General features: G+C 69.0%; 18 protein-coding genes, 13 tRNA genes and 1 pseudogene. 12 read left to right on the forward strand and 20 right to left on the reverse strand.

Going from position 1 to position 25,188, the window contains the following annotated elements:
- Positions 1–6 precede the first annotated feature (6 nt).
- Complete coding sequence (locus QPK32_RS03265) at positions 7–243, reverse strand: hypothetical protein (RefSeq protein WP_290411327.1); 237 nt, start codon at positions 241–243, stop codon at positions 7–9.
- Positions 240–1,472, reverse strand: coding sequence for a winged helix-turn-helix domain-containing protein (locus QPK32_RS03270; protein WP_290411328.1), 1,233 nt, complete (start codon positions 1,470–1,472; stop codon positions 240–242). The genes QPK32_RS03265 and QPK32_RS03270 overlap by 4 nt, the downstream gene beginning before the upstream one ends.
- Before the next feature lie 271 nt (positions 1,473–1,743).
- Between QPK32_RS03270 and QPK32_RS03275 the strand changes: the two genes are divergently transcribed.
- The 10 genes from QPK32_RS03275 (at position 1,744) to QPK32_RS03320 (ending at position 13,781) form a co-directional block, all read left to right on the forward strand.
- Positions 1,744–3,033: an exonuclease SbcCD subunit D C-terminal domain-containing protein gene (locus QPK32_RS03275; protein ID WP_290411329.1), complete on the forward strand. Its 1,290-nt coding sequence runs from the start codon at positions 1,744–1,746 to the stop codon at positions 3,031–3,033.
- A complete protein-coding gene (locus QPK32_RS03280; protein ID WP_290411330.1) occupies positions 3,030–6,836 on the forward strand; it encodes an AAA family ATPase in 3,807 nt (1,268 codons plus the stop codon). The genes QPK32_RS03275 and QPK32_RS03280 overlap by 4 nt, the downstream gene beginning before the upstream one ends.
- A gap of 148 nt (positions 6,837–6,984) precedes the next feature.
- The gene (locus QPK32_RS03285) at positions 6,985–7,197 is read left to right on the forward strand and encodes a hypothetical protein (RefSeq protein WP_290411331.1); all 213 of its coding nucleotides are present in this window, start codon (positions 6,985–6,987) and stop codon (positions 7,195–7,197) included.
- Between the two features lie 8 nt (positions 7,198–7,205).
- A complete protein-coding gene (locus tag QPK32_RS03290) occupies positions 7,206–8,372 on the forward strand; it encodes a class I SAM-dependent methyltransferase (RefSeq protein ID WP_290411332.1) in 1,167 nt (388 codons plus the stop codon).
- A 59-nt stretch (positions 8,373–8,431) separates the two neighbouring features.
- A tRNA-Met gene (locus QPK32_RS03295) sits at positions 8,432–8,508 on the forward strand.
- A gap of 96 nt (positions 8,509–8,604) precedes the next feature.
- Positions 8,605–8,844, forward strand: a complete 240-nt coding sequence (locus QPK32_RS03300) for a hypothetical protein (RefSeq protein WP_290411333.1) — start codon at positions 8,605–8,607, stop codon at positions 8,842–8,844.
- Between the two features lie 106 nt (positions 8,845–8,950).
- Positions 8,951–10,360 (forward strand): ATP-dependent RNA helicase DbpA, encoded by a 1,410-nt coding sequence (dbpA, locus tag QPK32_RS03305; RefSeq protein WP_290411334.1) that lies wholly within the window; start codon positions 8,951–8,953, stop codon positions 10,358–10,360.
- Positions 10,361–10,476: 116 nt separating this feature from the next.
- Positions 10,477–11,832 carry a PEGA domain-containing protein gene (locus QPK32_RS03310; RefSeq protein ID WP_290411335.1) on the forward strand — a complete coding sequence of 452 codons (1,356 nt, stop codon included), beginning with the start codon at positions 10,477–10,479 and terminating at the stop codon, positions 11,830–11,832.
- Entirely contained in the window at positions 11,829–12,329 is a 501-nt protein-coding gene (locus QPK32_RS03315) for a TssQ family T6SS-associated lipoprotein (RefSeq protein WP_290411336.1), read from the forward strand. Before QPK32_RS03310 ends, QPK32_RS03315 begins: the two co-directional genes overlap by 4 nt.
- 15 nt (positions 12,330–12,344) lie before the next feature.
- Positions 12,345–13,781 carry an MFS transporter gene (locus QPK32_RS03320; protein WP_290411337.1) on the forward strand — a complete coding sequence of 479 codons (1,437 nt, stop codon included), beginning with the start codon at positions 12,345–12,347 and terminating at the stop codon, positions 13,779–13,781.
- A 30-nt stretch (positions 13,782–13,811) separates the two neighbouring features.
- On the opposite strand, the gene QPK32_RS03325 is transcribed toward QPK32_RS03320, so the two are convergent.
- From QPK32_RS03325 to gltX, 16 genes are all read right to left on the reverse strand, one after another.
- On the reverse strand, positions 13,812–15,407 hold the full coding sequence (locus tag QPK32_RS03325; RefSeq protein WP_290411338.1) for an amidase: 1,596 nt from the start codon (positions 15,405–15,407) through the stop codon (positions 13,812–13,814).
- 128 nt (positions 15,408–15,535) lie between these two features.
- Positions 15,536–16,111: an elongation factor P gene (locus QPK32_RS03330; protein WP_290411339.1), complete on the reverse strand. Its 576-nt coding sequence runs from the start codon at positions 16,109–16,111 to the stop codon at positions 15,536–15,538.
- 65 nt (positions 16,112–16,176) lie between these two features.
- Positions 16,177–17,349 (reverse strand): elongation factor P maturation arginine rhamnosyltransferase EarP, encoded by a 1,173-nt coding sequence (earP, locus tag QPK32_RS03335; RefSeq protein WP_290411340.1) that lies wholly within the window; start codon positions 17,347–17,349, stop codon positions 16,177–16,179.
- Positions 17,350–17,482: 133 nt separating this feature from the next.
- Positions 17,483–17,558 (reverse strand) — tRNA-Glu (locus tag QPK32_RS03340).
- A gap of 70 nt (positions 17,559–17,628) precedes the next feature.
- Positions 17,629–17,704: transfer RNA gene (locus QPK32_RS03345), tRNA-Glu, on the reverse strand.
- A gap of 60 nt (positions 17,705–17,764) precedes the next feature.
- Positions 17,765–17,840: transfer RNA gene (locus QPK32_RS03350), tRNA-Glu, on the reverse strand.
- Between the two features lie 60 nt (positions 17,841–17,900).
- Positions 17,901–17,976, reverse strand: a tRNA-Glu gene (locus QPK32_RS03355).
- Between the two features lie 60 nt (positions 17,977–18,036).
- Positions 18,037–18,112, reverse strand: a tRNA-Glu gene (locus QPK32_RS03360).
- A 65-nt stretch (positions 18,113–18,177) separates the two neighbouring features.
- Positions 18,178–18,253: transfer RNA gene (locus QPK32_RS03365), tRNA-Ala, on the reverse strand.
- Between the two features lie 99 nt (positions 18,254–18,352).
- Positions 18,353–18,428, reverse strand: a tRNA-Glu gene (locus QPK32_RS03370).
- Positions 18,429–18,464: 36 nt separating this feature from the next.
- Positions 18,465–18,540: transfer RNA gene (locus tag QPK32_RS03375), tRNA-Ala, on the reverse strand.
- A 72-nt stretch (positions 18,541–18,612) separates the two neighbouring features.
- Positions 18,613–18,688, reverse strand: a tRNA-Glu gene (locus QPK32_RS03380).
- Positions 18,689–18,753: 65 nt separating this feature from the next.
- Positions 18,754–18,829 (reverse strand) — tRNA-Ala (locus tag QPK32_RS03385).
- Between the two features lie 72 nt (positions 18,830–18,901).
- Positions 18,902–18,977, reverse strand: a tRNA-Glu gene (locus tag QPK32_RS03390).
- A gap of 56 nt (positions 18,978–19,033) precedes the next feature.
- A tRNA-Ala gene (locus tag QPK32_RS03395) sits at positions 19,034–19,109 on the reverse strand.
- Positions 19,110–19,337: 228 nt separating this feature from the next.
- Entirely contained in the window at positions 19,338–20,729 is a 1,392-nt protein-coding gene (gene gltX / locus QPK32_RS03400) for a glutamate--tRNA ligase (protein WP_290411341.1), read from the reverse strand.
- An 811-nt stretch (positions 20,730–21,540) separates the two neighbouring features.
- Here gltX and QPK32_RS03405 point away from each other — a divergent pair.
- Positions 21,541–22,190, forward strand: a pseudogene (locus QPK32_RS03405) (GGDEF domain-containing protein).
- Entirely contained in the window at positions 22,165–22,869 is a 705-nt protein-coding gene (locus tag QPK32_RS03410) for a 2'-5' RNA ligase family protein (protein WP_290411342.1), read from the forward strand. The pseudogene QPK32_RS03405 and the gene QPK32_RS03410 overlap by 26 nt, the downstream one beginning before the upstream one ends.
- A 16-nt stretch (positions 22,870–22,885) precedes the next feature.
- Here QPK32_RS03410 and QPK32_RS03415 read toward each other — a convergent pair whose 3' ends face one another.
- Together QPK32_RS03415 and apbC are read right to left on the reverse strand one after the other, a co-directional pair.
- Positions 22,886–23,908: an RNA methyltransferase gene (locus tag QPK32_RS03415; RefSeq protein ID WP_290411343.1), complete on the reverse strand. Its 1,023-nt coding sequence runs from the start codon at positions 23,906–23,908 to the stop codon at positions 22,886–22,888.
- Between the two features lie 119 nt (positions 23,909–24,027).
- Positions 24,028–25,113 (reverse strand): iron-sulfur cluster carrier protein ApbC, encoded by a 1,086-nt coding sequence (apbC, locus tag QPK32_RS03420; protein ID WP_290411344.1) that lies wholly within the window; start codon positions 25,111–25,113, stop codon positions 24,028–24,030.
- Positions 25,114–25,188 lie beyond the last annotated feature (75 nt).

Here is a 25,188-nt window from a genome sequence, read left to right on the forward strand (position 1 = left end):
GAAGCCTCACGGCGAAGGCTCGTCCCCGGCCTGGGCCCGCATGTGCACGATCTCCCGTCCCGGACGCGCCAGCTCGTGAAAGATATCGTCCAGGTAGACGATGATCTCATCGTCGGCCAGGTGCGCGGGAATTACCAGCTCCTCCAGGCGCACCCGCTTGCCGGCGTCCCGGCGATAGACACGCCAGACGTCGTGCTCGCGCTCCACCTCGACCTGGAAGCGGCCGTAGATATCGAATTTCATGGCGGCCCGCCCGCCGCGTCGAAGCTTGCCCGCAGCGGCGCCGCCACCCCGTCCGGTGCCGCGTGCGCCAGCGTCACCTGCGCGCAGCCGTGCCAGCGCGCGCAGCGCAGGATGGCCGTGGCCAGGTCGCGCAGCAGGCCTTCCCCGATGCGCACGCCCGGCTCCAGCGCCAGCGACTTCACTTCGAACACACCGGCCTTGCGGTGCGCCTTGGCGTCGATCCTCCCGACCAGCCGGCCCTTGCGCAGCAGCGGCAGGCAGAAGTAGCCGTAGCGGCGCTTGTCTGCCGGCGTATAGCATTCCAGGCGGTAGTCGAAGCCGAACAGTTCCTGCGCGCGGCGCCGGTCCCAGACGATGGGGTCGAACGGCGACAGCACGCTGGTCGCGGTCGGCGCGAGCTTGCCGGCGGCGGCCTGCTCGAGCAGCGCGGCATGGTCGGGATGGACGAACACGGGTTCCTTCCAGCCGTCGACGCGGGCGCGCAGCAGCAAGCCTTCGTCGGCCAGCGCGTCCAGGCGGACATGCGGCGGCCGCGTGCGGTGGTAGTCGGGAATCCAGGCCGCCTTCGCCACGCCCAGCGCCCTGGCGGCGCGCAGGACGAAGCTGCGCCGCGTGTCCGCCAGCGAGGGCATGGCCGCGTCGTCCCAGCCGGGCAGCACGCGTTCGGCCAGGTCGTAGACGCGGTGGAAGTTGTGGCGCCGCGCGATCATCAGCACGCCGGCCGTGAACAGCACCTCCAGGGCGCGCTTTTCCGGCTTCCATTGCCACCAGCCGCCGGCCTGGCCGTCGCTGCGCTCGAAGTCGGCCGAGCGCGCCGGGCCGTGCTCGCGGATGTGTTCCAGCACCCGCTCGACCTCGTCCGGGTGCTCGAGCATCCAGGCGCCCGCGTACTTCCAGCCGAGCGAGCCGGGATCGATCATGCGGTGGCGGTACAGGCCATAGTCCTCGATGGGAATGAAGCAGGCTTCGTGGGCCCAGTACTCGAACAGCCGACCCTCGGCCAGCAGATCATCCAGCCAGCACGGGTCATAATCGCCCAGGCGGCTCCACAGCACCAGGTAGGGGCTGCGCGCGACGACGCTGATGGTGTCGATCTGCAGGACGCCCATGCGCCGGATCGCGGCCAGCACGTCGTCTTTCGTCGCGCGGGCGCGGCGCGCTTGCAGCATGCCTTGCGCGGCGAGGTGCAGGGCGCGGGCGCCCGCCGGGGATAGGATGAGATCGGTCATGCCATCATTCTAATGACGGAACGACATGATTGCCCGCCACGTCCAAGAACTTTTACAGGCCGGCGCGCTCTCGCCTATACTAAGTACTCATCCAGAAATAAATGTGTTTTTGGCCTCCAGAACCGGCGCGCTGCTGCGTTGGCTCCCACTTGCAGTGCTCGCACTGCGGCGCGGTCCCCGCCTTGCATCGCATCCGGTTCTGTTCGCCAAAACTCACATTTATTTCTGGACGACTACTTAGCCACCCCTTCCGTTGTATCCAATCAAACCCATGCGGCTGCTGCACACCTCCGACTGGCACCTCGGCCAGACCCTGCACAATTTCGACCGGACCTACGAACACCAGCGCTTCCTCGACTGGCTGCTCGACACCCTCGTGGAACAGCAGATCGACGCCCTCCTGATCGCGGGCGACGTGTTCGACAATGCGAATCCGTCGGCGGCCTCGCAGCGCCAGCTCTACCGTTTCCTGCAGCAGGCCCGCGCGCGCGCGCCGCAACTCGACATCGTCGTCATCGCCGGCAACCACGATTCCGCCGGCCGCCTGGAAGCCCCGGGGCCGCTGCTGGAAGCGCACGGCACGCGCGTGGTCGGCAACGTCGTGCGCGGGCCGGACGGCGAGATCGACCTGGAACGCCTGCTGGTGCCGCTGACTGGCAAGGACGGCACGGTGCGGGCCTGGTGCGTGGCCGTGCCCTTCCTGCGCCCGGGCGACGTGCCGCGCATCGTGCGCGAAGCCGTCGACGGTGAGGAGGACGGGCAGGCCGACGCCTTCGACGCCTACCTGGCCGGCATCGCCCTGCTCTACCGCCAGGCCCACGCGCTGGCGAAGGAACGCGCGACGAACGGCGAGGCGATCGTCGCGATGGGTCATTGCCACATGGTCGGCGGCGACGCGTCGCCGGATTCCGAGCGCCGCATCGTCATCGGCGGCACCGAGGCGCTGCCGGCGTCGATGTTCGATGCCGATACCGCCTATGCCGCGCTGGGCCACCTGCACCTGGCGCAGCGCGTCGGCAAGCAGGAACACCTGCGCTATTCCGGCAGCCCGCTGCCGCTGTCGTTTTCCGAGGTCGGCTACCGGCACCAGGTGCTGCGCATCGACCTGGACGGCGCCCGGGCCGGCGCCATCGAGCCGCTGTTCGTGCCGCGCGCCGTCGAGCTGCTGCGCGTGCCGGCCAAGCCGGCGCCGTTGAAGGAAGTGATCGCCGAGCTGGTGGGCCTGGACCTGCCCGACGCGCCGCCGCATGCCTGGCCCTACCTCGAAGTACGGGTGCTGCTGGACGGTCCGGAACCGGGCCTGCGCGCCCAGGTCGAGGCGGCGCTGGAAGGCAAGCCCGTGCGCCTGGCGAAGATCGAGCCGACCCGCCGCGTCGTCACCAGCGCCGGCATCGAGCCGGCGCTGAGCCTGGACCAGCTGGCGCAGCTGCAGCCGGACGACATCTTCCGCCGCCTGTGGCAGCAGCGCTTCGGCGAGGATGCGCCGGACGACCAGCTGGCAGCGTTCGCGGAGCTGCTCCTGCCTGAAGACGGCAAGGCGGACGGCAAGGAGGCTGCATGAAGATCCTCCGCATCGGCGGCAAGAACCTGGCCTCGCTGGCGGGCGACTTCGAGGTCGACTTCGAGGCGGAACCGCTGGCCTCGAGCGGCCTGTTCGCCATCAGCGGACCGACCGGCGCGGGTAAGAGCACTCTGCTCGACGCCTTGTGCCTGGCGCTGTACGACGCCACGCCGCGCCTGATCAAGGGGCCGCGCGTGGGCAACTACCTGCCCGACGTCGGCGAGGAAACGCTGTCCGTGGCCGACCGCCGCACGCTGCTGCGGCGCGGCAGCGCGGACGCGTTCGCGGAAGTCGACTTCATCGGCAACGACGGCCAGCGCTACCGCGCGCGCTGGAGCGTGCGCCGCTCGCGCAACCGCGCCTCGGGCGCGCTGCAGCCGTCGACCATGAGCCTGCACACGCTGCCCGGCCTGCTGGCGCTTGGCGGTACGAAGACCGAGGTGCTGGGCGAGATCGAGCGCCGCATCGGCCTGTCGTTCGAGCAGTTCACCCGTTCCGTGCTGCTGGCGCAGAACGAATTCTCGGCCTTCCTGCGCACCGACGAGAACGAGCGCGGCGAGCTACTGGAAACGCTGACGGGCAGCGCCGTCTACAGCGACATCTCGCGCCGCGCCTTCGAGCGCTGGCGCCAGGAGCAGGAGGCGCTGCGCCGCCTGACGGCGCGCCTGCACGACCAGGCGCCGCTCGCCCCCGCCGAGCGCAGCCAGCTGGACGAAGACCACGCGGCGGCCCAGGCGCAGCTGCGCGACGCCGACGCGCGCCGCGACGCGCTGGAGCGCCGGCTGCGCTGGCACCAGGAGCTGGAACGCCTGCGCGCGGCCGAAGCGCAGGCCGAGGGGGCGCTGGCCGCCGCCGGCGCCCGGATCGACGAGGCCGCGGACCGCCGCCGGCGCCTGGCGACGCTGGACGCCGTGCAGCCGGCGCGCGCGCTGGTGGGCGACCTCACGCGCCTGGCCAACGAGCAGCGCCAGGCCCAGGCCGTGCTGGGTTCCTCCGAACACGAGCTGGCCCGCGCCCTGGACGCCCAGCAGGCGGCCGCGCGCGGCCTGATGGACGCCGAGCGCAAGCTGGAGGCGGCCGAGGACGCGCAGATCGCCGCCAAGCCCCTGCTGGACGAAGCCAAGGCCCTCGACGCCGCGTTGACGGCGCTGGCCCCGGCCCATGCCACGGCGCGCCAGTCGCTGGCCGCCGCCCAGGCCGACGACGCGCAGGCGCGCACCGCCCTGCACGCCAAGACGGCCGAGCTGAATGGCTGCCGCCGCGCGCTGCGGGAGACCGGCGACTGGCTCGCCGCGCAGGGCCGCCTGCAGGCGTTGGCGGCGCAGTGGGCGCGCTGGGACCAGCGCCTGCAGCACGCCGCCCAGGCCGCGCGCCAGGATGCGCAGGCGGCCGCCGCGCTGGCCGAGGCGCAGGCCGGCGCCGGGCAAGCCGCCACGGCGGCCCAGCGCACGGCCACCGCCTTGTCCGCGTCGATCGAACTGCTGGAGATGCGCGACGAGGCGCGGCGCGAGACGGCCCGGGTGCTGGAAGGCGTCGACGGCGACGCGCTGCTGGCCGAACGGCGCGCGCTGGAAGCGCGGCGAGCACAACTGTCCTCGCTCGACAAGACCTGGCAGGCGCTGGCCACGAGCCGCGCGCGCCTGGACGAACTGGACACGCAGGCCGCGCAGCACGACAGGCTGCGCGGCGATGCGGCGCGGGGCCTGGAAGCGGCGCGCGCCGCCGGCATCGCCCTCGACGCCACCGTGGCCCAGGCCGAGCGCATGCTCAAGAACGCGGAACTGGCGTGCGCGGACGGCGTCGAGAAGCTGCGCGCGCGGCTCGTCGACGGCGAGCCCTGCCCCGTGTGCGGCGGCGAGGAGCACCCGTACCGCCACCAGGACGACCGCCTGCATGCGGTGCTGGAAAACCTGGCCGGGGAACTGGCCGGGCAGCGCCGCGCCCAGCGCGACAACCTGAACCTGCAGGCCGACCAGCGCGCCGCGTTCGACGCGGCCGGCGAACGCCTGGCCGCGCTGGCGCGCGAACGCGCCGGCCTGGCGACGCTGCTGGCCGAGCTGGATGCCGAATGGGCCGAGAGCCCGCTCACGGCCCAGGCGCCCGAGGGCGATGCGCGCGCCGGCTGGTTCGCCGCGCAGATGGACGCGCTGCGCGCCGACCTCGAAGCGCTCGACGGCCGCGACGGCGACTTGCGCCGCGCCGTGCTGGCGCGCGACGCCGCCCAGCAAGCCTGGGATGCCGCCAACTGCGAACATGCGCGCCTGCTCGATGCCGCCCAGGCCGCGCAGGGACAGCTGGCGAAAATGGACGCCGACATCGCCGCGCTGGCCGCGCGCCGCGACGCCGCCGCGGCCGCGCTGGCCGACGTGCTGGCGGAACTGGACCCGGTGCTGTCCGACGCCATCGGCGACGGCTGGCAGGCGCAGTGGCAACGCGACCCGGCCGGCTGGCGCGCCGCCCGCGCCGAGGAAGCGCGCGCCTTCGGCGAACGGGCCGAGCGCCAGGCGCGCCTGGCCGGCGCCATCGGCGCGCTGGAAGCCGAACATGCGGCGCTGGCGAGCCGCTGCGATGCGGGCGCGCGCCGCCTGCAGGAGGCGGGCGCGGAATTCGAACGGGTCGATGGCGACCTCGCGGCGCGCCGCGCCCAGCGCACGCAGCTGTTCGAGGGCCGGCCCGTGGGCGCCGTGGAGGAAGCGCTGGCCGCCGCCGTGCAGGCCGCGCGCGAAGGCGTGAACGCCTGCCAGGCGGCGAGCCTGAACGCGGCCCAACAGGAAGCGCGCGTGCGCGCCGCCCAGGCACAGGCGACGAGCCGCATCGCCGACCTGCAGGGCGAACTGGCCGATGCCGGGGAACGCCTGGCGGCCTGGATACAGGACTTCGACGGCGGTGGACCGCACCTCGAACCCGTCGAGAACGAGACCCAGCTGGCCGCCCTGCTGCAGGTGGGCGCGGGCTGGATCGCCCAGGAACGCGCCGCCCTGCAGGAACTGGAAGCGGGCGCGCGCCAGGCCGGCGCCGTGCTGGCCGAACGGCGCGCCCAGCGCATGCAGCACCAGGAAGGCTTGCCGCCGGAGGCGCCCGGCCAGGAAGCGGCGGCGCAGGAAGCGAAGGCGCAAGAAGCGAATACGCAAGACGCGGAAGCCGTCGCCGCGCTGCTGCGCACCGTGCAGGCCGCGCGGAATAGCGTGCACGAGACGGCGGCGGCGCTGGCCGTGCGCATCCGCGAGGACGACGGCCGGCGCGAGCGGGCCAGCGCGATGATGGCGGGGATCGAGCAACAGCGTGCCGTCGAGGACCGCTGGGCCAAGCTGGCGGAGCTGATCGGTTCGGCCGACGGCAAGAAGTTCCGCAATTACGCCCAGCAGTTCACGCTGGACGTCCTGCTCGGCTACGCCAACGCCCACCTGGCCCAGCTGGCGCGGCGCTACCGCCTGGAGCGGGTCGTCAGCCAGTCCGGCCCCTCGCTGGCGCTGATGGTGCGCGACCAGGACATGGGCGGCGAAGTGCGCTCGGTGAATTCGCTGTCCGGCGGCGAGAGCTTCCTCGTGTCGCTGGCGCTGGCGCTGGGCCTGGCCTCGCTGTCCTCGAACCGGGTCAAGGTCGAATCGCTGTTCATCGACGAGGGCTTCGGCAGCCTCGACAGCGACACGCTGGGCGTGGCGATGGACGCGCTGGACGCGTTGCAGTCGCTGGGCCGCAAGGTCGGCGTGATCTCGCACGTGCAGGAGATGACGGAGCGGATCGCGACCAAGGTGCTGGTGCGGCCGTCGGGCGGGGGCAGCAGCGCAATCACGGTGCAATGAGGCGTGCAGTAAGCGGTGCTAAAATGCGCCTCCCGCCGTCGTCCCTGCGCAGGCAGGGACCCAATTTCTCGAGCGCAGCCGTAACGCACACAGCATTGGGTCCCTGCCTGCTCAGGGACGACGTGACTCATTTTCAGCGTTGATTACCATGTCCAAACCCGCCCGTATCCTGACCTTCAAGTGCGCAAAGTGCACCAAGCCGGTCAAGGTCTTCCTCCAGCAAACCTCGGCCTGCTCGCACATCACGCCCTACCAGGGCATCTGCGACTGCGGCGAGATCAAGCGCCACGCCGTCGGCAATGCCGAGGCGGTGAAATCCTTCGTCGAGTCGAACGAGCTGCACTGGCACCACCACCATTGATCGCCCCGATGAACACCCCTGACGGCGCGGCGCGCATCCACTGGATCGAACACGGCGAGGAACGCTCGGCGCGCTGGCGCTCGGAAAGCGGCTGGCCGGCGCCGAAGAAGGTCGTGCTGGCCGACGACACCATGAACGCCGACACCGCCTGGCGCCTTGCGCTGGACGGCACCGCCCTGCTGTGGCGCGGCGACTTCCAGAACGCGCGCCAGCTGCTGCAGGCGCTGGTGCGCCGCGTCGACGGCAAGAGCGAGCGCAACAAACGGGCCGCGAAGGCGAAGGCCGCCAAGGCGGCGCCGACGCCCACCGAACTGTTCCACCGCCACCGCCTCGCGCAACTGCAGCGCGCCCGCACGCTGGCCATGCTCCTGATCCCCTTCGAGGCCGACCACGGCATCCCGCTGCGGCGCGCGCCGGACGTGCGCGAAGCCTGCATGGAAGCGTACGGCCCGGCCGATGAACCGTATGTCGCGTCGCTGCGCGAACTGCTGGGCGTGATCGGCGCCCACGAGTGGCGCCGAAAGGGCGTGTTCATCCCCGCATTGGACGAGCGCATCCACCCCTGGTACGGCGTGTTCTCGCCCGTGCGCGGCGAATACGTCGAGCTCGTGGCCCAGGTGCCGCTGCCCCCGGGCGCCGCCATGGCGTTCGACATCGGCACCGGCACCGGCGTGCTGTCGGCCGTGCTGGCGCGGCGCGGCCTGCAGGGCGTGCTGGCCACCGACATGGACGAGCGCGCGCTCGGCTGCGCCCGCGCCAACATCGACCGCCTGGGCTTGTCCTCCCAAGTCGAGCCGGTGAAGGCGGACCTGTTCCCGCAAGGGCGCGCCAACCTCGTCGTCTGCAATCCGCCCTGGCTGCCGGGCAAGCCCAGCTCGGCGATCGAATATGCCGTCTACGATCCGGACAGCCGCATGCTCAAGGGTTTCCTGGCGGGATTGAAGGACCACCTGCTGGACGGCGGCGAAGGCTGGCTGATCGTCTCCGACCTGGCCGAGCACCTGGGCCTGCGCTCGCGCGAGCAATTGCTGAGCTGGATCAACGATGCGGGCCTGGCCGTCGCCGGCCGCCACGACATCCGCCCCACGCATCCGAAGGCCAGCGACCCGGACGACCCGCTCGCCCAGGCGCGCATGCGCGAAGTGACATCGCTGTGGCGTTTGAAAGCGAAATAGCTCATCGGCAATTCCGGTTTGCGCTTTGGCGGCGTCTAGGATACAATGACGTTCTCAGACGCGGGGTGGAGCAGTCTGGCAGCTCGTCGGGCTCATAACCCGAAGGTCACAGGTTCAAATCCTGTCCCCGCAACCAAATACTTACAGAAGCCCGACTCTCGCAGCCGGGCTTTTGTTTTCTGGGCCCGGCTTTCGTGGCTTCAGGTGGCTTCAGCATCCAGTGTTACCGCGCATGAGAGACAAGAAAGACAACGCGACATTCGACTTGCCGGGCTTCGAGCCTGCCGCGCCGACCGATGCCGTTGTCCCCGCTCCTGCGCAGGAAGCGAAGCGCGGTCCGCGCCCGCGCCGCGTGGCCCTGAAGCAGGAACAGCTGGCCCTGCTGGAAGAAACGGATGCGACCGGCCTGCCCGTCTGGAAGCGCGATCCCAATCTCGACCTGACCGGCTTGCCGGTCTGGCAGCCGGATTGAGCGAGCCGGCTGCGCCTGCCGTACACTACCTCGCATCACTCGTCGCGCTGTCTCGAAGACGGCGTTTTTTTCGTGCCGCGCCCGCGCGGCTTTGCCGTCCCCGACCATGTCCGATACCTCCTTCGCCAGCCTGCAGCTGGCCGCTCCCTTCCTCGCCAACCTCGACCAGCTGGGCTACAAGCAGATGACGCCCGTGCAGGCGGCCACCCTGCCGCTGGCCCTGCAGGGCCGCGACCTGATCGCCCAGGCCAAGACCGGCAGCGGCAAGACCGCCGCCTTCGGCATCGGCATGCTGCTGCGCCTGAACCCGGCGCTGTTCGACGTCCAGGGCATGGTCCTGTGCCCCACGCGCGAACTGGCCGACCAGGTCGCGGGCGAGCTGCGCCGCCTGGCGCGCGGCATCGGCAACGTCAAGATCGTCACGCTAACGGGCGGCATCTCGATGCGCCCGCAAATCGCCAGCCTGGAATTCGGCGCCCATATCGTCGTCGGCACGCCGGGCCGCATCCGCGACCACCTGCAGCGCAAGACGCTCGACCTGGCGCGCCTGCGCACGCTGGTGCTGGACGAGGCGGACCGCATGACCGACATGGGCTTCTACGACGAGATCGCCGCCATCGTGCGTGAATGCCCGAAGCACCGCCAGACGCTGCTGTTCTCCGCGACCTATCCGGACGACATCCGCCAGGCCACCGAACAGTTCCTGGCCGATCCGGAAGAAGTGGCCGTCGAGACCCAGCACGCGCCGAACCAGATCGACCAGAGCTTCGTCGAGATCGGCTTCGACGGGCGCGAAGACGCCGTCGCGCGCGTGCTGCGCCACTACGAGCCGCAATCGGCGATCGCCTTCTGCAATACCAAGGCGCGCTGCCGCGAACTGGCCGAGGCGCTGCGCGCCCAGGGCTTCACGGCGCGCGCGCTGTACGGCGAAATGGAACAGCGCGACCGCGACGAGACCCTGGTGCTGTTCGCCAACCGCAGCTGCACCGTGCTGGTCGCGACCGACGTGGCCGCGCGCGGCATCGACGTGGCCGGCCTGGAGCTGGTGATCAACGTCGACGTGTCCAAGGATCCGGAAGTGCACGTGCACCGCGTGGGCCGCACGGGACGCGCCGGCGAGACGGGCCTGGCGGTGACGCTGGCCGCGCCCAACGAGAAGCGCTTCGTGCGCCTGATCGAGGAGATGCAGGGCATCGAGGCGGACTGGTGCACGCTGGCGGACCTGGACGACGGCGACGGCGCCGCCGATCCGGCGCCGATGATGACGCTGTGCATCGCCGGCGGCAAGAAGGACAAGCTGCGTCCCGGCGACCTGCTGGGCGCGCTGACGGGCGACGCCGGCCTCGTGAAGGAACAAGTCGGCAAGATCAATATCTTCGAATTCGTCAGCTACGTGGCGCTGGACCGCCGCGTGGCCCAGGACGCCTTCGACCGCCTGAACAACGGCAATCCGCTGGGCGTGGACTTCGGCACGATCAAGGGACGCAACTTCAAGATGCGCTTTATTGAGACGTGAATGCGCGAGACATGATAGGTATACCTTGTGCGGTGTTTGTAACAGCCGCGCACGGTTGAGCGGACGGCACACGCCGAAGCCGCAAATCTGGCATCATTTTGGCAAGGATTAACAAAATGACCAGCCTATCCACCATCGGAGCCGAACACCAGCACATCGAAGGCCGTACGGTCCGGGACATCGTCGAGTACAGTCCCGACCAGGTCAACGAGGTCTGGTGCCGCAAGATCTTCCGCCAGGTACTGCAGTCCCTCGAGCTGCAGTACGCGATGCGCATGCCCCACCGCCCCATCACGCCCGACACCATCGTCTTCCACGACAACGGCGAGCCCCTGCTGGTCCCCACCGCGGACGCGGCCGCCGAAGGCAATCTGGCGGACGACCTGGCGGCGCTGGCGGGCGTGGTGCACTACGCCGTCACGCGCGAGCTCGCGCCGCTGGGCCCGCTGGACGGACGTGCGGACCTGGACGGCTACAGCGCCTCGCTGAAGACGGCCGTCGACCGCTGCATGGCGCCCGACCCCGCCGCCCGCCCCCGGACGATCGAGGCATTGCGCGCGCTGCTGGGCATCGTGCCGCTGGGGCCGCCCGTGAAGGCCAGGGTCGCGGCCATGCCCGCCGACTCCATTCCCGCCGCGCCCGATGTGCCGGTCGTGCCCGATGTTCCGCTCGTGCCCGATGTTCCGCTCGTGCCCGATAGACCCGCCGCCACCGACGGTCCCGACGCGCCGATGCCGCAAGCATCCGTCCCCGCGCCAGACCTGCCACCGGCGGGCCTCGTCCATCCATCGGCAACGGCCGCCGTCGCATCCACGCCCTTGCCCGGCATTTCCTCGTCCTTGCCCGATGCCGCGCTCGCCGCGATGATCGCGCCCGGCCGGCCGCGCCGCGGCGCGGGCCTCTCCCGCTGGCAGCGCTGGGCCCTCGCGGCCGGCGTCGCCGCCGTGCTCGTCGCGCTGGTCCTGGCGCTGGTGGCGGAGCTGCGCGATTCCGGCTCGTTCGACCACATCGTGCTGACGCTGCCGCAGACGGGCGATGCCCCCGCCGGCGCCGCCGCAGCCCCGCCGGCCGCGCCGCCCGCGCCGGCCGACACCCCGGCAGCCCTCCCGGCATCGTCTCCCGCGGCGCCCGTGCAACAGACACCCGCGGCCGGCATCGCGCCGGGCGCCGCGCCCGCGCCGGGCTTCACCGCCAATCCGGGTCACCGCCAGGGCGGCACCGGCGCGGCCGGCGGCGCCGCCTACAAGCTGCTGATCCAGCCCTGGGGCGTGGTCTACGTGGACGGCGTCGACCGCGGCGTCAGCCCGCCCATCAAGCGCCTCGACCTGGCGCCCGGCAAGCACAGCGTACGCGTGAGCAACCCCAACTTCCACGACCGCGAACTGACCGTCGACACGGCCGAGGGCGACGGCACGATCGCCGTCGACTTCGCCGAGGACACGAGGACGCCCCCACCCCAAGGAGACCGATGACCATCCGGCGCGCCCACCTGACCGCATTCGCCCTCGGCGCCACGCTGCTGCTGGGCGGCTGCGCCGAATTTTCCGCCTTCGACAAGAAGCCTGCCCGCAACGGCGCCCATCCGAAAGCGTCCGTGGTGGAGCGCGACATCTCGGGACGGGATGCGCCGGCGCGGCCGAGGGAGCGCCAGCGCGACCGCGACGATGCGCCGCCGAAGGAATCGGCCGGCCTGCAGGAAGGCATCCGCCTCTACAACGACGGCGACTACGACGGCGCGATCAAGCGGCTCGGCGCGCGCGACCTCAACAACGGTCCGCTCGCGACCAGGCTGACGGCACTGAAGTACACGGCGTTCAGCTACTGCGTGACCTCGCGCCCGGCCCAGTGCCGCCAGGCCTTCGACAAGGCGCTGCGCCTCGACCCGTCCTTCGACCTGGCGCCGGGCGAACATGGCCACCCCCTGTGGGGCCCCGTGTTCACCCGGGCCAAGCAGGCCGCCAGGCGCTGACGGCGCGGGCATGCGATGAGCAGCGTCCCCACCGACTGCGACCGCCCGCTGGCCGAGCGCGAAGCCGGCGCCCCGCCCGGCGAACGCAGCGCCCATCCGCGGCTGGTGCTCGCCACCTCGATCCTCGCGACCAGCCTTGCCTTCATCGACGGTTCCGTCGTCAATGTGGGCCTGCCCGCCATCGGCCGCGAATTGATCGGGAGCGGGGGCGGCGCCGGCCTGTCCTGGGTGATCAACGGCTACCTGCTGCCGCTGTCCGCCCTGCTGCTGCTGGGCGGGGCCGCCGGCGACCGCTTCGGACGGCGCCGCATCCTGCTGGCGGGCATCGCCGTGTTCGCCCTCGCCTCGCTGCTGTGCGCGCTGGCGCCCGGGCTCGGGCTGCTCGTGGCGGGACGGGTGCTGCAGGGCCTCGGCGCCGCGCTGGTGCTGCCCAACAGCCTGGCCATCCTCGGCGCCACCTTCACGGGCAAGGCGCGCGGACGGGCGATCGGCATCTGGGCCGCGGCCGGCGCCGCCGCCGGCGCCATCGGTCCCTTGCTGGGCGGCTGGCTGATCGACGCCGTGGGCTGGCGCGCCATCTTCTATCTCAACCTGCCGATCGCGGCGCTCGCCCTGTTCATGGGCTGGCGCTACGTGGCCGCGCCGGCGGGCGGCAAGCGCGCCGCGCTCGACGCGCCCGGGGCGCTGCTGGCCAGCCTCGGCCTGGGCGCCCTGACCTGGGGCCTGGCCGCGGCGTCCGCCGACAAGCGGGTCGACCTGGCGTCCGGGCTGGCGATGCTGGCCGGCGCCGCGATCCTGCTGGCGTTCCTGGCCGTCGAGCGGCGCGCCGGCGAACGCGCCATGCTGCCCGTCGCGCTGTTCGCCTCGCGCGGCTTCCCGGGCCTGAACCTGATGACCTTCCTGCTGTACGGCGCCCTCGGCGCGCTGCTGCTGCTGGTGCCCTACATCCTGATCGAGGCGCTCGGCTATTCGGCCAAGCAGGCCGGCGCCGCGCTGCTGCCCTTCCCCGTCGTGATGGCGATCGGCTCGCCGCTGATGGGCCGGGTGGCCGGCAATATCGGCTCGCGCCTGCCGCTCGCGACGGGCTCCCTGATCGTGGCCGGCGGCTTCCTGCTGGCAATGCGCATCGGCGCCGGCTCCTATGCATCCACGGTGCTGCCGGCGATCCTCGTGATCGCGGTGGGGATGGCCTGCGTGGCCTCGCCGCTGACGACGGCCGTGCTGTCCTCGGTCGACGGCAGCCATACGGGCGTGGCGTCGGGCTTCAACAGCGCCGTCGCGCGCGCGGGCGGGCTGATCGCCACGGCCTTGCTGGGGCTGGTGCTGACGGCGCAGGGCAAGGCGCTGCTAGGACCGTTCCACGTGGCGCTTGCCGTATGCGCGGCGAGCGCGGCGGCGGCGGCCGCGTGCGCGTTCGCGTGGGTGGGGACGAAGACGAAGCCGCAACGATAACCCTGTCGGCATGTCACCCCTGCGCAGGCGTCATGCCTTGAGGTTCACCGACGCCGCGAACGCCGGCGCCTTCCTCCTCTTGCTGGCCTGTTCGTACGCATACGCCATGCCGATCAGCGCCGCGTCCGACCACGCCGTCCCCACGAAGGAGATGCCGACCGGCAGGCCGTGCGCCTGCCCGGCCGGCACCGTCACGTGCGGATAGCCGGCCACGGCCGCCGGCGACGAGAAGCTGCCGCCGTAGTGGTCGCCGTTGATGAAATCGGTCAGCCAGGCCAGGCCGCCGGTCGGCGCGACCAGGGCATCCAGCTGGCGTTCGGCCATGACCGTGTCGATGCCTTCGTCGCGGGCGTAGCGGTGGTTGTTGGCCAGCGCGGCGCGGTAGGCCTTGTCGTTCAGGCCCCGCTTGGCCTGGGCCGCGACCAGGTGTTCCTGGCCGAAGAACTGCAGCTCGCGCGCCGCGTTCCTGTCGTTGAACGCGATCAGGTCGGCCATCGTCTTGATGGACGCATGCGGCGCGTAGGCGGCCAGGTAGGCCTCCAGGTCGGGACGAAACTCGGCCAGCAGGACTTCCAGCTCGCTGTCGTTGTACTTGTCGACGTTCGGCACCTCGACGTCGACCAGGATGGCGCCCTGGGCCTTCAGCACGGCCAGCTCTTTCTCGATGACGGCGTCGACGGCCGTGCTGCTGCCGAAGAAGTTGCGCGCCACGCCCAGGCGCTTGCCCTTCAGGCCGTCCGGGCGCAGCGCGGCGACGTAGTCGTCCGGCCGGCCCTGGATGCCCTTGGTGGCCGGGTCCTGGGGGTCGGTGCCGGCGAGCGCGGCCAGCAGCAGCGCGGCATCGGCGACGCTGCGCGTCATGGGGCCGGCCGTGTCCTGCGAGTGGGCGATCGGGATGATGCCGCTGCGGCTGACCAGCCCCAGCGTCGGCTTGATGCCGACGATGCCGCAGGTGGACGCGGGCGAGACGATGGAGCCGTCGGTCTCCGTGCCCACCGCCAGCGTCGCCAGGCTGGCGGCCATCGCCGCGCCGGAGCCCGAGCTGGAACCGCTGGTATTGCGGTCCAGCGCATGGGGATTGCGGGTCAGGCCGCCGCGGCCGCTCCAGCCGCTGACCGAATGCGTCGAGCGCATGTTCGCCCATTCCGACAGATTGGTCTTGCCGAGGATGACGGCGCCCGCGTCGCGCAGGCGCGCGGCGACGAAGGCGTCGCGGCTGGCGCGCACGCCGTCCAGCGCCAGCGAGCCGGCGCTGGTGCTCATCTTGTCGCCGGTCGCGATATTGTCCTTCAACAGCACGGGAATGCCGTGCAGCGGGCCGCGCACCTTCCCGGCCTTGCGCTCGGCGTCCAGCTCGGCGGCGATGCGCAGCGCGTCGGGATTCAGTTCGATGACGGCATTGATGCGCGGGCCGGCCTTGTCGATGGCGGCGATGCGGGCGAGATAGCGCTCGGCCAGGGACACGGCCGTCAGCTTGCCGGCCTGCATCTGCGCGCCCTGCTCCTGCGCGCCCGCTTCGAGGATGGCGTCGTTGCCCGCCGCAGCCTGTGCCGCCCGCGCCGCGCCTGCCGTACCGGCCACGGCGCCGGCTGCCAATCCGAGTCGAACGAAATCCCTGCGGTCCATGCATTGCTCCAGAAAAATAATGGGGCTAGCATAGCATCGATCTTGTCCATGTGACATGCCGACGTGTCGAACCGACGGACGAAAAAAAACGCCGTCCGGAGACGGCGTTTTTCTCGAAGTGCGTCAGCTTAGTTGCGGACGACTTTCTTGTACTCGGCGGTACGGGTGTCGATCTCGATGACGTCGTCCTGGTTGACGAACAGCGGCACCTGGATGGTGAACTGCTTCGCCTCGATGGCGTTTTCCAGACGGGCTTCCTTCATCACGTTGCCCGAGGTGTTGCCCTTGACGGCCGGCTCGGTATAGATGACCTGGCGTGCGATGGTGATCGGCAGTTCGACCGAGATGGCCTTGCCGTCGTAGAACACGGCTTCGCATTCCATACCGTCTTTCAGGTAGTTGATGGCATCGCCCATGTTTTCTTCTTCGATCTCGTACTGGTTGTATTCTTCATCCATGAAGACGTACAGCGGATCGGCGAAGTACGAGTAGGTCACCGGCTTCTTGTCCAGGACGACGACGTCGAACTTGTCGTCGCCGCGGAACACGTTCTCCAGCGGTGCGTTGGTCAGAAGATTCTTCATCTTCCACTTGTAGGTGAAGCCCGTGCGGCTCGAGCCGTTGACGTCGGAGCGCAGCACGATGAACGGCTTGGCATCGACCATGATGATATTGCCGACACGGATTTCTTTTGCGGGTTTCATAGGAATGTCTGGATCAAATGAGAGTTGCAGTAATCGAGCACTATACCATGTTCCCTGGCCGCCGCCTATCGCAGCGACCGGGCGAAATTCAACAGGTTGCTCACCAAGTCGCCGTTTGCCAACATCTGCGCCTGCCATGCGGCGTTGCGCTGTGAAATGCCTGGCAAATCGGCTTGCAGGGACGACCAGGATTGCGCCCAATCGGCGTGTTCGTCCATGTGGGGGTCCCGTGCGCCGTTCCAGCGCAGGGAGAATTCGTTCAAGCCCGTCAGGCCCGGCGCGTACTTCTGCAGGAACGCGCGAAGTTTAACATGATGCAAGTTTCCGTCCTGCCGGTAGATGTGCCAGACGAACGGCCGGCCGGCCCATTGCGCACGCACCCAGGAATCCTCGCCGCGCACGAAGTTGAAGTCGCAGGCCCACAGCAGGCGGTCGTAGTCGCGCTGGGACATGAACGGGATCACGCGCACGGTCAAGCGCCCGCGCGTGGCATGGGCGCCGGCCACCGCTTCCGCGCCGAGAAAATCCTGCACCTGCTCGCGCGCCACGCCTTCCGGCACCAGGCACGTGACATCGCGCCCGCCCGTGCGCCACGCCGCGAACAGGGGCGCGACCGGCGCGTCCGGATAGCAGAACAGGCTGGTCTTGAAGGCGGCCACCTCTTCCCCCGTCACGCCCAGTCCCGCCAGGAAGGCGGCCTGCGCTCCCGGGTCGGCCTGGAAGGCGTCGCGCTCGGCCAGCAGGTCCCGCTCGCGCAGCAGGCCGCCCGTCTTTTCCGTAAATCCGGGGAAGAAGAAATGCTTGGTCAGGGGCAGGCGCGGATGCATGGAGGGCAGCGCATGGCAGCCTTCGACCCATTCCTCGGCGCTCAAGCCCTCGTAGTTGATCCAGATGGGCCGCGGCGTGCACTGCGCCATCGCGGCGATATAACCGGGCGGCAGGTCGACGCCGAAGAATTCGATCACGATGTCGGCCACCTCGCCCGGGCCGACTTCGCCGTCCTGGCCGCGCCAGTGGCGCACCAGCACGCCCTCCACCGTCTGCGCGTCGGCGTCGACGGCGACCGCCGGCCAGATGCGCCGGAAACTGGCGAGGTCGTCGACCCACAGCGTCACGGCGATACGATGTTCGCCGCGCAGCTGGCGCGCCAGGCGCCAGCAGATGCCGATGTCGCCATAGTTGTCGACCACCTTGCAGAAAATGGCGAGCGTGGCGGGGAATGAATCGTGCTGGGACATAATCGAAACGAAAACGAGAAACCAGGAGGAGCGGAAGGCGGAGCGCATTGTAGCGGATGCCGCCGCACCAGCGACAAAAGAAAAGCCGGAGCACCTTTCCGCGCATGCGCGTTGGTCTGCTCCGGCTTTATACTGGCGTCCCCACGGGGATTCGAACCCCGGTACTCACCGTGAAAGGGTGATGTCCTAGGCCTCTAGACGATGGGGACCTAAAACTGTGCTGCTGCTTTACTACCTGTCGCTGCTGCGGCACGCCTGCTGCTGCGTGCCGAAAAATCCTGGCGTCCCCACGGGGATTCGAACCCCGGTACTCTCCGTGAAAGGGTGATGTCCTAGGCCTCTAGACGCTGGGGACCGAAAACTAAGCGGCATCTTACATCAAAAAACACGGCGCCGATGCCTCGCCGTGGTGTTTTGGCGTCCCCACGGGGATACGAACCCCGGTACTCACCGGGAAAGGGTGATGTCCTAGGCCTCTAGACGATGGGGACCTAAAACTAAGCGGCATCTTACATCAAAAAACACGGCGCCGATGCCTCGCCGTGTTGTTTTGGCGTCCCCACGGGGATTCGAACCCCGGTACTCACCGTGAAAGGGTGATGTCCTAGGCCTCTAGACGATGGGGACCTAAAACTAAGCGGCAGCTTACATCAAAAAACACGGCGCCGATGCCTCGCCGTGGTGTTTTGGCGTCCCCACGGGGATTCGAACCCCGGTACTCACCGTGAAAGGGTGATGTCCTAGGCCTCTAGACGATGGGGACCGCGGACTACTGTCATCGGGAGCACGCGCCGCCATACCGCTGGCGCCGAGCCCCGACTTACAAACTGGTGGAGGTAAGCGGGATCGAACCGCTGACCTCTTGCATGCCATGCAAGCGCTCTCCCAGCTGAGCTATACCCCCATTGCTACTGCTGTTGGCGCGGGCTACTGGAAACAACCGCCCGCACTCAATAAAAAAGCCGCTCAAGGCGGCTCCTTGCACAACCTTACTACGAATTCTTGGCGTCCCCACGGGGATTCGAACCCCGGTACTCACCGTGAAAGGGTGATGTCCTAGGCCTCTAGACGATGGGGACCCTGGACTGCATCATGTTACTGTTGTTTTTCCTACGTGGTGGAGGTAAGCGGGATCGAACCGCTGACCTCTTGCATGCCATGCAAGCGCTCTCCCAGCTGAGCTATACCCCCTACGGGAAAACAACACTATAACATACTGCCTTTACTTCTCACAGCGCCGTTTTTCAACGCTGCCGTACAACCTGGCGTCCCCACGGGGATTCGAACCCCGGTACTCACCGTGAAAGGGTGATGTCCTAGGCCTCTAGACGATGGGGACCGAGGACTACTGTCATCGGGAGCACGCGCCGCCATACCGCTGGCGCCGAGCCCCGACTTACAAACTGGTGGAGGTAAGCGGGATCGAACCGCTGACCTCTTGCATGCCATGCAAGCGCTCTCCCAGCTGAGCTATACCCCCTACGGGAAAACAACACTATAACATACTGCCTTTACTTCTCACAGCGCCGTTTTTCAACGCTGCCGTACAACCTGGCGTCCCCACGGGGATTCGAACCCCGGTACTCACCGTGAAAGGGTGATGTCCTAGGCCTCTAGACGATGGGGACTCGGACCGTACTATTTGCTGCTCATTTACTGCTCACTGCCACTACTCTTCAGGACTTGGTGGAGGTAAGCGGGATCGAACCGCTGACCTCTTGCATGCCATGCAAGCGCTCTCCCAGCTGAGCTATACCCCCGCAGTGCTGAAGTGCGAGCATTATAGCGGACGACCTTGCATTTCGCAAATACCCAAAAGGCATCGTCCGCATCCCCTGCCCAGCGGGAATTACAAGCCCTTCTGCACGCGCGCCAGCACGACGTCGCGGCCGAACAATNGCAGTGCTGAAGTGCGAGCATTATAGCGGACGACCTTGCATTTCGCAAATACCCAAAAGGCATCGTCCGCATCCCCTGCCCAGCGGGAATTACAAGCCCTTCTGCACGCGCGCCAGCACGACGTCGCGGCCGAACAATTCCAGCACGGCGTCGATGGCCGGCGTCTGCAGCTGGCCCGTGAGCAGCAGGCGCAGCGGCATGGCCAGCTGCGGCATCTTGAGGCCGTTGGCCGCCAGCACTTCCTTCATCATGGCCGACAGCGCCGGCTTGCTCCACTCGACCGTCGCCAGGCGCTCGGCGAACTGGGCCAGCGCCGGGCGCACGGCGTCCGTCAGGTGCTGTTCGAGCAGGGCCGCATCGGGTTGCGGCGCGCGGAAGAACAGCATGGCGGCATCGGCCAGCTCGTTGATGGTATTGGTGCGCTCCTTCATGAGGCCCAGCACGGCGGCCAGCGGCGGCGCGCCGTCGAAGTCGGCGCCTTCGCGCTCCAGGATCGGGCGGGCCAGGCCGGCCAGGCGCTCGTTGTCGGCCAGCTTGATGTAGTGGTTGTTCAGCCACGCCAGCTTTTCCGGATTGAATTGCGCGGCCGACGCGGTCAGGTGCTCCAAGTTGAACCATTCGGTGAACTGCTCCATCGAGAAGATCTCGTCGTCGCCGTGGCTCCAGCCCAGGCGCGCCAGGTAGTTCAGCATCGCTTCCGGCAGGTAGCCCTGCTCCGGATACTGCATCACGCTGACGGCGCCGTGGCGCTTCGACAGCTTCTGGCCGTCCGGGCCCAGGATCATCGGCAGGTGGCCGTACTGCGGCAGCTCGGCGCCCAGCGCGCGCAGGATATTGATCTGGCGCGGGGTGTTATTGACGTGGTCGTCGCCGCGCAGCACGTGGGTGATCTTCATGTCCCAGTCGTCCACGGCCACGCAGAAGTTATAGGTCGGCGTGCCGTCCGGACGCGCGATCACGAGGTCGTCCAGCTCCTTGTTGGCGATGGTGATCGGGCCCTTGACGACGTCGTGCCAGGTGACTTCGCCGTCGAGCGGATTCTTGAAGCGCACCACCGGCTTCACGCCGGCCGGCACCTCGGGCAGCGTCTTGCCCGGCTCCGGACGCCAGGTGCCGTCGTAGCGCGGCTTTTCGCCGGCGGCGCGCATGCGCTCGCGCATCGCTTCCACTTCTTCCGGCGAGCAGTAGCACAGGTAGGCCGTGCCGGCCTCGAGCATGCCCTTGATGACTTCGCGGTAGCGGTCCATGCGCTGCATCTGGTAGAACGGGCCTTCGTCGTGGGCCAGGCCCAGCCACTGCATGCCGTCCAGGATCGCCTGCACGGCTTCCGGGGTCGAGCGCTCCAGGTCGGTGTCTTCGATGCGCAGCACGAAGGTGCCGCCGAAGTGGCGGGCATAGGCCCACGAATACAGCGCGGTGCGGGCGCCGCCGAGGTGGAGATAGCCGGTGGGGCTGGGGGCGAAACGGGTACGGACGGTCATGGTCGGAAAAGAAACGATAAAAGCCCTGCTGCACAGGGCTGGATTGGTCGGAGCGCAGGCGCGCCTGTTGTTGTAGTTGGGGGACACGGCGGCCGGCAGGCAGCGCGGCGCGCGCTGCGCCTGGCCGGACATCCCGGTGTCTGGACCATGCCTATTTTACAGGCTCGTGCCGGACTGCGGTATCCGGGGCAGATCGCCGAATTTGAGTTATTTCTTTACAGAAACCACAAATCTCGCTAGAGTCTTGCGCTTGTTTCGGCATTTTTCCACCTTTTCCGCCATGCCCACCGACCCGAGCACTGCTGCCATCACGCGCCTGCGCGGGGAATTTTCCAGCCCATCGATGGAGGCAGGTTTCCTCCACGACCAATCCGGCACGATCCTGCGCTACCTGCGCCGCGCCCTGCTGCTGTGCTCACTGTTCTACCTGATGTTCGGCATCAACGACATCGTCGTGCTGGGCTTGCCGGCCGCCGTCGGGCCGATGCTGGCGCGCCTGTTCACGCCGGCGCTGGCATTCACGCTGTGGCGCCACGTGCGCCGCGCCGCCGACCCGGTGCGCGCCGCCTACCGCGCCGCCGGCATCTTCACGACCTACTGGCTGGCCAGCTTTTTGGTGGTCACCTGGCACCGGCCCGCGGACGTGCTGATGCATGCGATGTCGATCGTGCTCATCGTCCTCGTCATCCATATCTTCATTCCCAACCGCTCGCTGTACGCGCTGGCGATCGCCGCCGGGGGCAGCCTCGCGTTCACGCTGCTGTCCTGGGTCCAGCACGCCGAGACCACGCGCCACCTGGCGTCGATGACGATGCTGATCCTGTTTGCGAACGTGTTCGGCGCGCTGGCCGGCAACCGCTATTCGCGCCTGTGGCGCAAGCAGTACCGTGCCCAGCAGGTGCTGACGAACCTGTCGATCCGCGACCCGCTGACCGGCTGCTACAACCGGCGCCACCTGAACGCCGCCCTGCTCGACGGCGAGATCGCGCGGGCGCGCCGCTACCGCCTCAGCCTGTCCTTGATCATGTGCGACCTGGACGGCTTCAAGGCCATCAACGACACCACGGCCACCAGGCCGGCGACGAATTGCTGCGCGCCTTCGCCGCGCTGCTGCAATCGATGACGCGCGAATCGGTGGACACGGTGGTGCGCTACGGCGGCGAGGAATTCCTCGTCATCCTGCCCGAGACGCGCCTGGACGGCGCCGCCCTGCTCGCCGAACGGGTGCGCGCCGCCTTCGCCGTCCTGCGCGTGGATGCCGGCGGCACCCCGCTCTCGACCACCGCCAGCTTCGGCGTGACGGGCATCGATTTCGCCGGCGGCCAGGCACTCGCGCCGCACGCCCTGATCGCCGTCGCGGACGAGTTGATGTACGAGGCCAAGCGCGGCGGCCGCGACCGCGTCATGGCGCGTCCGTTTGCGCGACAATATGCGCATGACGACACCGCCCCCGCCGCCTGAGCTGGCCCTTCACTACGACACCATGTGGGACCGCGCCTTCGCCGCGGTCGCCGCCGGCGACATCGACTGCGACACGCGCCTGGCCGCCGGTCCCGACCCGCGCCGCGGCCTGACCGTCATCGCGCGTCCCGGGCCCGAGGCGTGCGCACGCTTCGATACCCTGCTCGATCGCCTGTCCGCGCTCGAGCCGGGCCAGTACCGCCAGCCGCCGCCGGACATGCACATGACCGTCCTGTCGCTGTTCACGGTCGCCGGCGACGCGACGCCCGCGCTGGCGCGCCTGGCGGATTACCGCGCCGCCGTACGCGCCGCGGTGGCCGGCGTCGAGGCCTTCGAGGTGGCGTTCGCCGGCATCGCGCTGTCGCGCGGCGCCGTGCTGGCGCGCGGATTCCCGCAGGGACCGCAGCCGGAACTGCTGCGCGCGCGGCTGCGCGCGCAACTGCGGAAACGGGGACTGGACGCCTTGCTGGACGAGCGCTACCGCCTGGTGACCGCGCACGCGACGCTGCTGCGCTTCGTGCGGCCGCTGCGCGACCCGGCCCGCTTCTCGGAGGAACTGGCGCTGCTGCGCGATGCCCCGCTCGGGACGATGCGCGTGGACCGCCTGGAGCTGGTGGTCAACGACTGGACGATGTCGAGCGCGTCGCTCGAACGCGTCGACACGCTGCCGCTATCGTAGCGCGGGGCGCCGCGCCTTACGTCGATCGCGGATGCAGGACGACCGGCTGCGCCCTCGCCCGCAGCTGGCCGCAGCCGCCGTCGACATCCTGGCCGGCCGAATCGCGCAGCTTGGTGAGGATGCGCCGCCCCGACAGGTGCGCGGCGATCGCGCGTGCCCGTTCCCAGTCCGGACGGCGGAACGGCAGCCCGGGATTGAAGTTATAGGGAATCATGTTCAGCACGGCGTACTTGCCGCGCAGGAGGTCGACGATGGCGTCAAGTTCGTCCTGGCCGTCGTTGACGCCGTCCAGCAAGGTCCACTGGTACTGGATCGGGTAGCCGGTCAGGCGCGCATAGCGCTCGCCCTCCCCGACCAGCGCGGCCGGGTCCAGGCGCGGGGCGCGCGGCAGCAGCTGCGCGCGCAGCGCCGGTTTCGTCGTATGCAGCGACAGCGCCAGCGCCGGCTTCACGCGGCCCTGCGGCAGGCGCGCGAACACGCGCGCATCGCCCACCGTCGACAACACGAGGTTCTTGTGGGGGATGTCGCCCTCGGTGCCCAGCAGCTCGATCGCTTCCAGCACGTTGTCGAGATTGTGGGCCGGCTCGCCCATGCCCATGAAGACGACCTTGCGGACGGGCCGGCGCCGGCGCGCCAGCACCACCTGGGCGACGATTTCGCCGCTCGTGACCTGGCGCAGCAGGCCATCGCGCCCCGTCATGCAGAAGGTGCAGCCGACCGCGCAGCCGACCTGGCTCGACACGCATACGCCGTCGCGCGGCAGCAGCACCGATTCCACCGCCTGGCCGTCGGCCAGCCCGACCAGCAGGCGCGCCGAGCCGTCTTCGGCCGGATGCTCGCTGACGACGCGCGCGAGGGCGTCGAGTTCCGCGTCGAGCCCGGGCAGCGCCTGGCGCACGGGCTTCGGCAAAAAGTCGTCCGGGCGGCGCCGGCCGCGGTCGTGGTCCATGACGCGCACCCAGTCGCGCAGCACGCGGTCGGCGTGCAGGGGCTGGGCGCCGAGGGCATGCAGGCGGGCGCGGATGTCGGCGATACGCATGATGTCTACGCAAAACGTCGTCCCTGCGCAGGCAGGGACCCAATATTGCAAGCGTATTCGGAATGCAAGCAGAACTTGGGTCCCTGCCTGCGCAGGGACGACGGTGTGGCAACGCGGATTTAGTCGTTCTTCACGACGATGGTCGGGAACTTGGCCGTCATGTCCTTGGCCTGCTCCGCCACCTTGATCGCGACCTTGCGCGCGATCTCCTTGTAGATGCCGGCGACCTTGCCGTCCGGCTCGGCGACCACGGTCGGCATGCCGGAATCGGTCTGTTCGCGGATCGACAGCTGCAGCGGCAGCTTGCCCAGGAATTCCAGCTTGAAGTCGGCGCTCATCTTCTCGCCGCCGCCGGCGCCGAAGATTTCCTCGACATGGCCGCAGTTCGAGCAGACGTGGGTGCTCATGTTTTCCACCACGCCCAGGATCGGGATGCCGACCTTCTCGAACATCTTGACGCCCTTGCGCGCGTCCAGCAGGGCGATGTCCTGCGGGGTGGTGACGATCACGGCGCCCGTGACCGGCACTTTCTGGGCCAGCGTCAGCTGGATGTCGCCGGTGCCCGGCGGCATGTCGACGACGAGGTAGTCGAGGTTCTTCCAGTTGGTCTGTTCCAGCAGCTGGTGCAGCGCCTGGACGACCATCGGGCCGCGCCAGACCATCGGCTCGTCCGGATCGATCAGGAAGCCGATCGACGACACCTGCACGCCGTGGCCCTGCAGCGGCTCCATGCTCTTGTTGTCCAGGCTGACGGGGCGGCCGGAGACGCCCAGCATCATCGGCTGCGACGGACCGTAGATGTCGGCGTCCAGCAGGCCGACGGAAGCGCCCTCGGCGGCCAGCGCCAGGGCCAGGTTGACGGCCGTCGTCGACTTGCCGACGCCACCCTTGCCGGAAGCGACGGCGATGATGTTCTTCACGTTCGGCATGACCTTCAGGCCACGCTGCACGGCGTGCGACAGCACTTTCGTGACGACGTTGACGCTGACGTTGCCCGCGCCGGCACCGCGCAGGGCGTCCACGACGGCGTTGCGGATCGCGCCGGCCTGGCTCTTGGCCGGGTAGCCGAGCTCGATGTCGAGGGCGACGTTGTCGCCGTCGATCTGGATGTTCTTGACCGCTTTGGAAGAAACGAAATCTTTATTGGTATTGGGATCGACGACAGCGGCCAGCGCGGCCTTGACGCCTTCTTGCGTGATGCTCATGGGGTTCTCCGAAGGTAATGCGCAAGTTTAGCGCAAAATGGCGTATTGACTCGGGCGGAACTGCCGAATCGCCCG

This window comes from Massilia sp. YIM B02763, assembly GCF_030412015.1.
Lineage (GTDB): Bacteria > Pseudomonadota > Gammaproteobacteria > Burkholderiales > Burkholderiaceae_D > Telluria.

Excerpts from the sequence above, each read along its gene's own strand:
- QPK32_RS03265 (WP_290411327.1), bottom strand. The coding sequence starts at position 243 with ATGAAATTCGATATCTACGGCCGCTTCCAGGTCGAGGTGGAGCGCGAG.
- QPK32_RS03270 (WP_290411328.1), bottom strand. The coding sequence starts at position 1,472 with ATGACCGATCTCATCCTATCCCCGGCGGGCGCCCGCGCCCTGCACCTC.
- QPK32_RS03275 (WP_290411329.1), top strand. The coding sequence starts at position 1,744 with ATGCGGCTGCTGCACACCTCCGACTGGCACCTCGGCCAGACCCTGCAC.
- QPK32_RS03280 (WP_290411330.1), top strand. The coding sequence starts at position 3,030 with ATGAAGATCCTCCGCATCGGCGGCAAGAACCTGGCCTCGCTGGCGGGC.
- QPK32_RS03285 (WP_290411331.1), top strand. The coding sequence starts at position 6,985 with ATGTCCAAACCCGCCCGTATCCTGACCTTCAAGTGCGCAAAGTGCACC.
- QPK32_RS03290 (WP_290411332.1), top strand. The coding sequence starts at position 7,206 with ATGAACACCCCTGACGGCGCGGCGCGCATCCACTGGATCGAACACGGC.
- QPK32_RS03300 (WP_290411333.1), top strand. The coding sequence starts at position 8,605 with ATGAGAGACAAGAAAGACAACGCGACATTCGACTTGCCGGGCTTCGAG.
- dbpA (WP_290411334.1), top strand. The coding sequence starts at position 8,951 with ATGTCCGATACCTCCTTCGCCAGCCTGCAGCTGGCCGCTCCCTTCCTC.
- QPK32_RS03310 (WP_290411335.1), top strand. The coding sequence starts at position 10,477 with ATGACCAGCCTATCCACCATCGGAGCCGAACACCAGCACATCGAAGGC.
- QPK32_RS03315 (WP_290411336.1), top strand. The coding sequence starts at position 11,829 with ATGACCATCCGGCGCGCCCACCTGACCGCATTCGCCCTCGGCGCCACG.
- QPK32_RS03320 (WP_290411337.1), top strand. The coding sequence starts at position 12,345 with ATGAGCAGCGTCCCCACCGACTGCGACCGCCCGCTGGCCGAGCGCGAA.
- QPK32_RS03325 (WP_290411338.1), bottom strand. The coding sequence starts at position 15,407 with ATGGACCGCAGGGATTTCGTTCGACTCGGATTGGCAGCCGGCGCCGTG.
- QPK32_RS03330 (WP_290411339.1), bottom strand. The coding sequence starts at position 16,111 with ATGAAACCCGCAAAAGAAATCCGTGTCGGCAATATCATCATGGTCGAT.
- earP (WP_290411340.1), bottom strand. The coding sequence starts at position 17,349 with ATGTCCCAGCACGATTCATTCCCCGCCACGCTCGCCATTTTCTGCAAG.
- gltX (WP_290411341.1), bottom strand. The coding sequence starts at position 20,729 with ATGACCGTCCGTACCCGTTTCGCCCCCAGCCCCACCGGCTATCTCCAC.
- QPK32_RS03410 (WP_290411342.1), top strand. The coding sequence starts at position 22,165 with ATGACGACACCGCCCCCGCCGCCTGAGCTGGCCCTTCACTACGACACC.
- QPK32_RS03415 (WP_290411343.1), bottom strand. The coding sequence starts at position 23,908 with ATGCGTATCGCCGACATCCGCGCCCGCCTGCATGCCCTCGGCGCCCAG.
- apbC (WP_290411344.1), bottom strand. The coding sequence starts at position 25,113 with ATGAGCATCACGCAAGAAGGCGTCAAGGCCGCGCTGGCCGCTGTCGTC.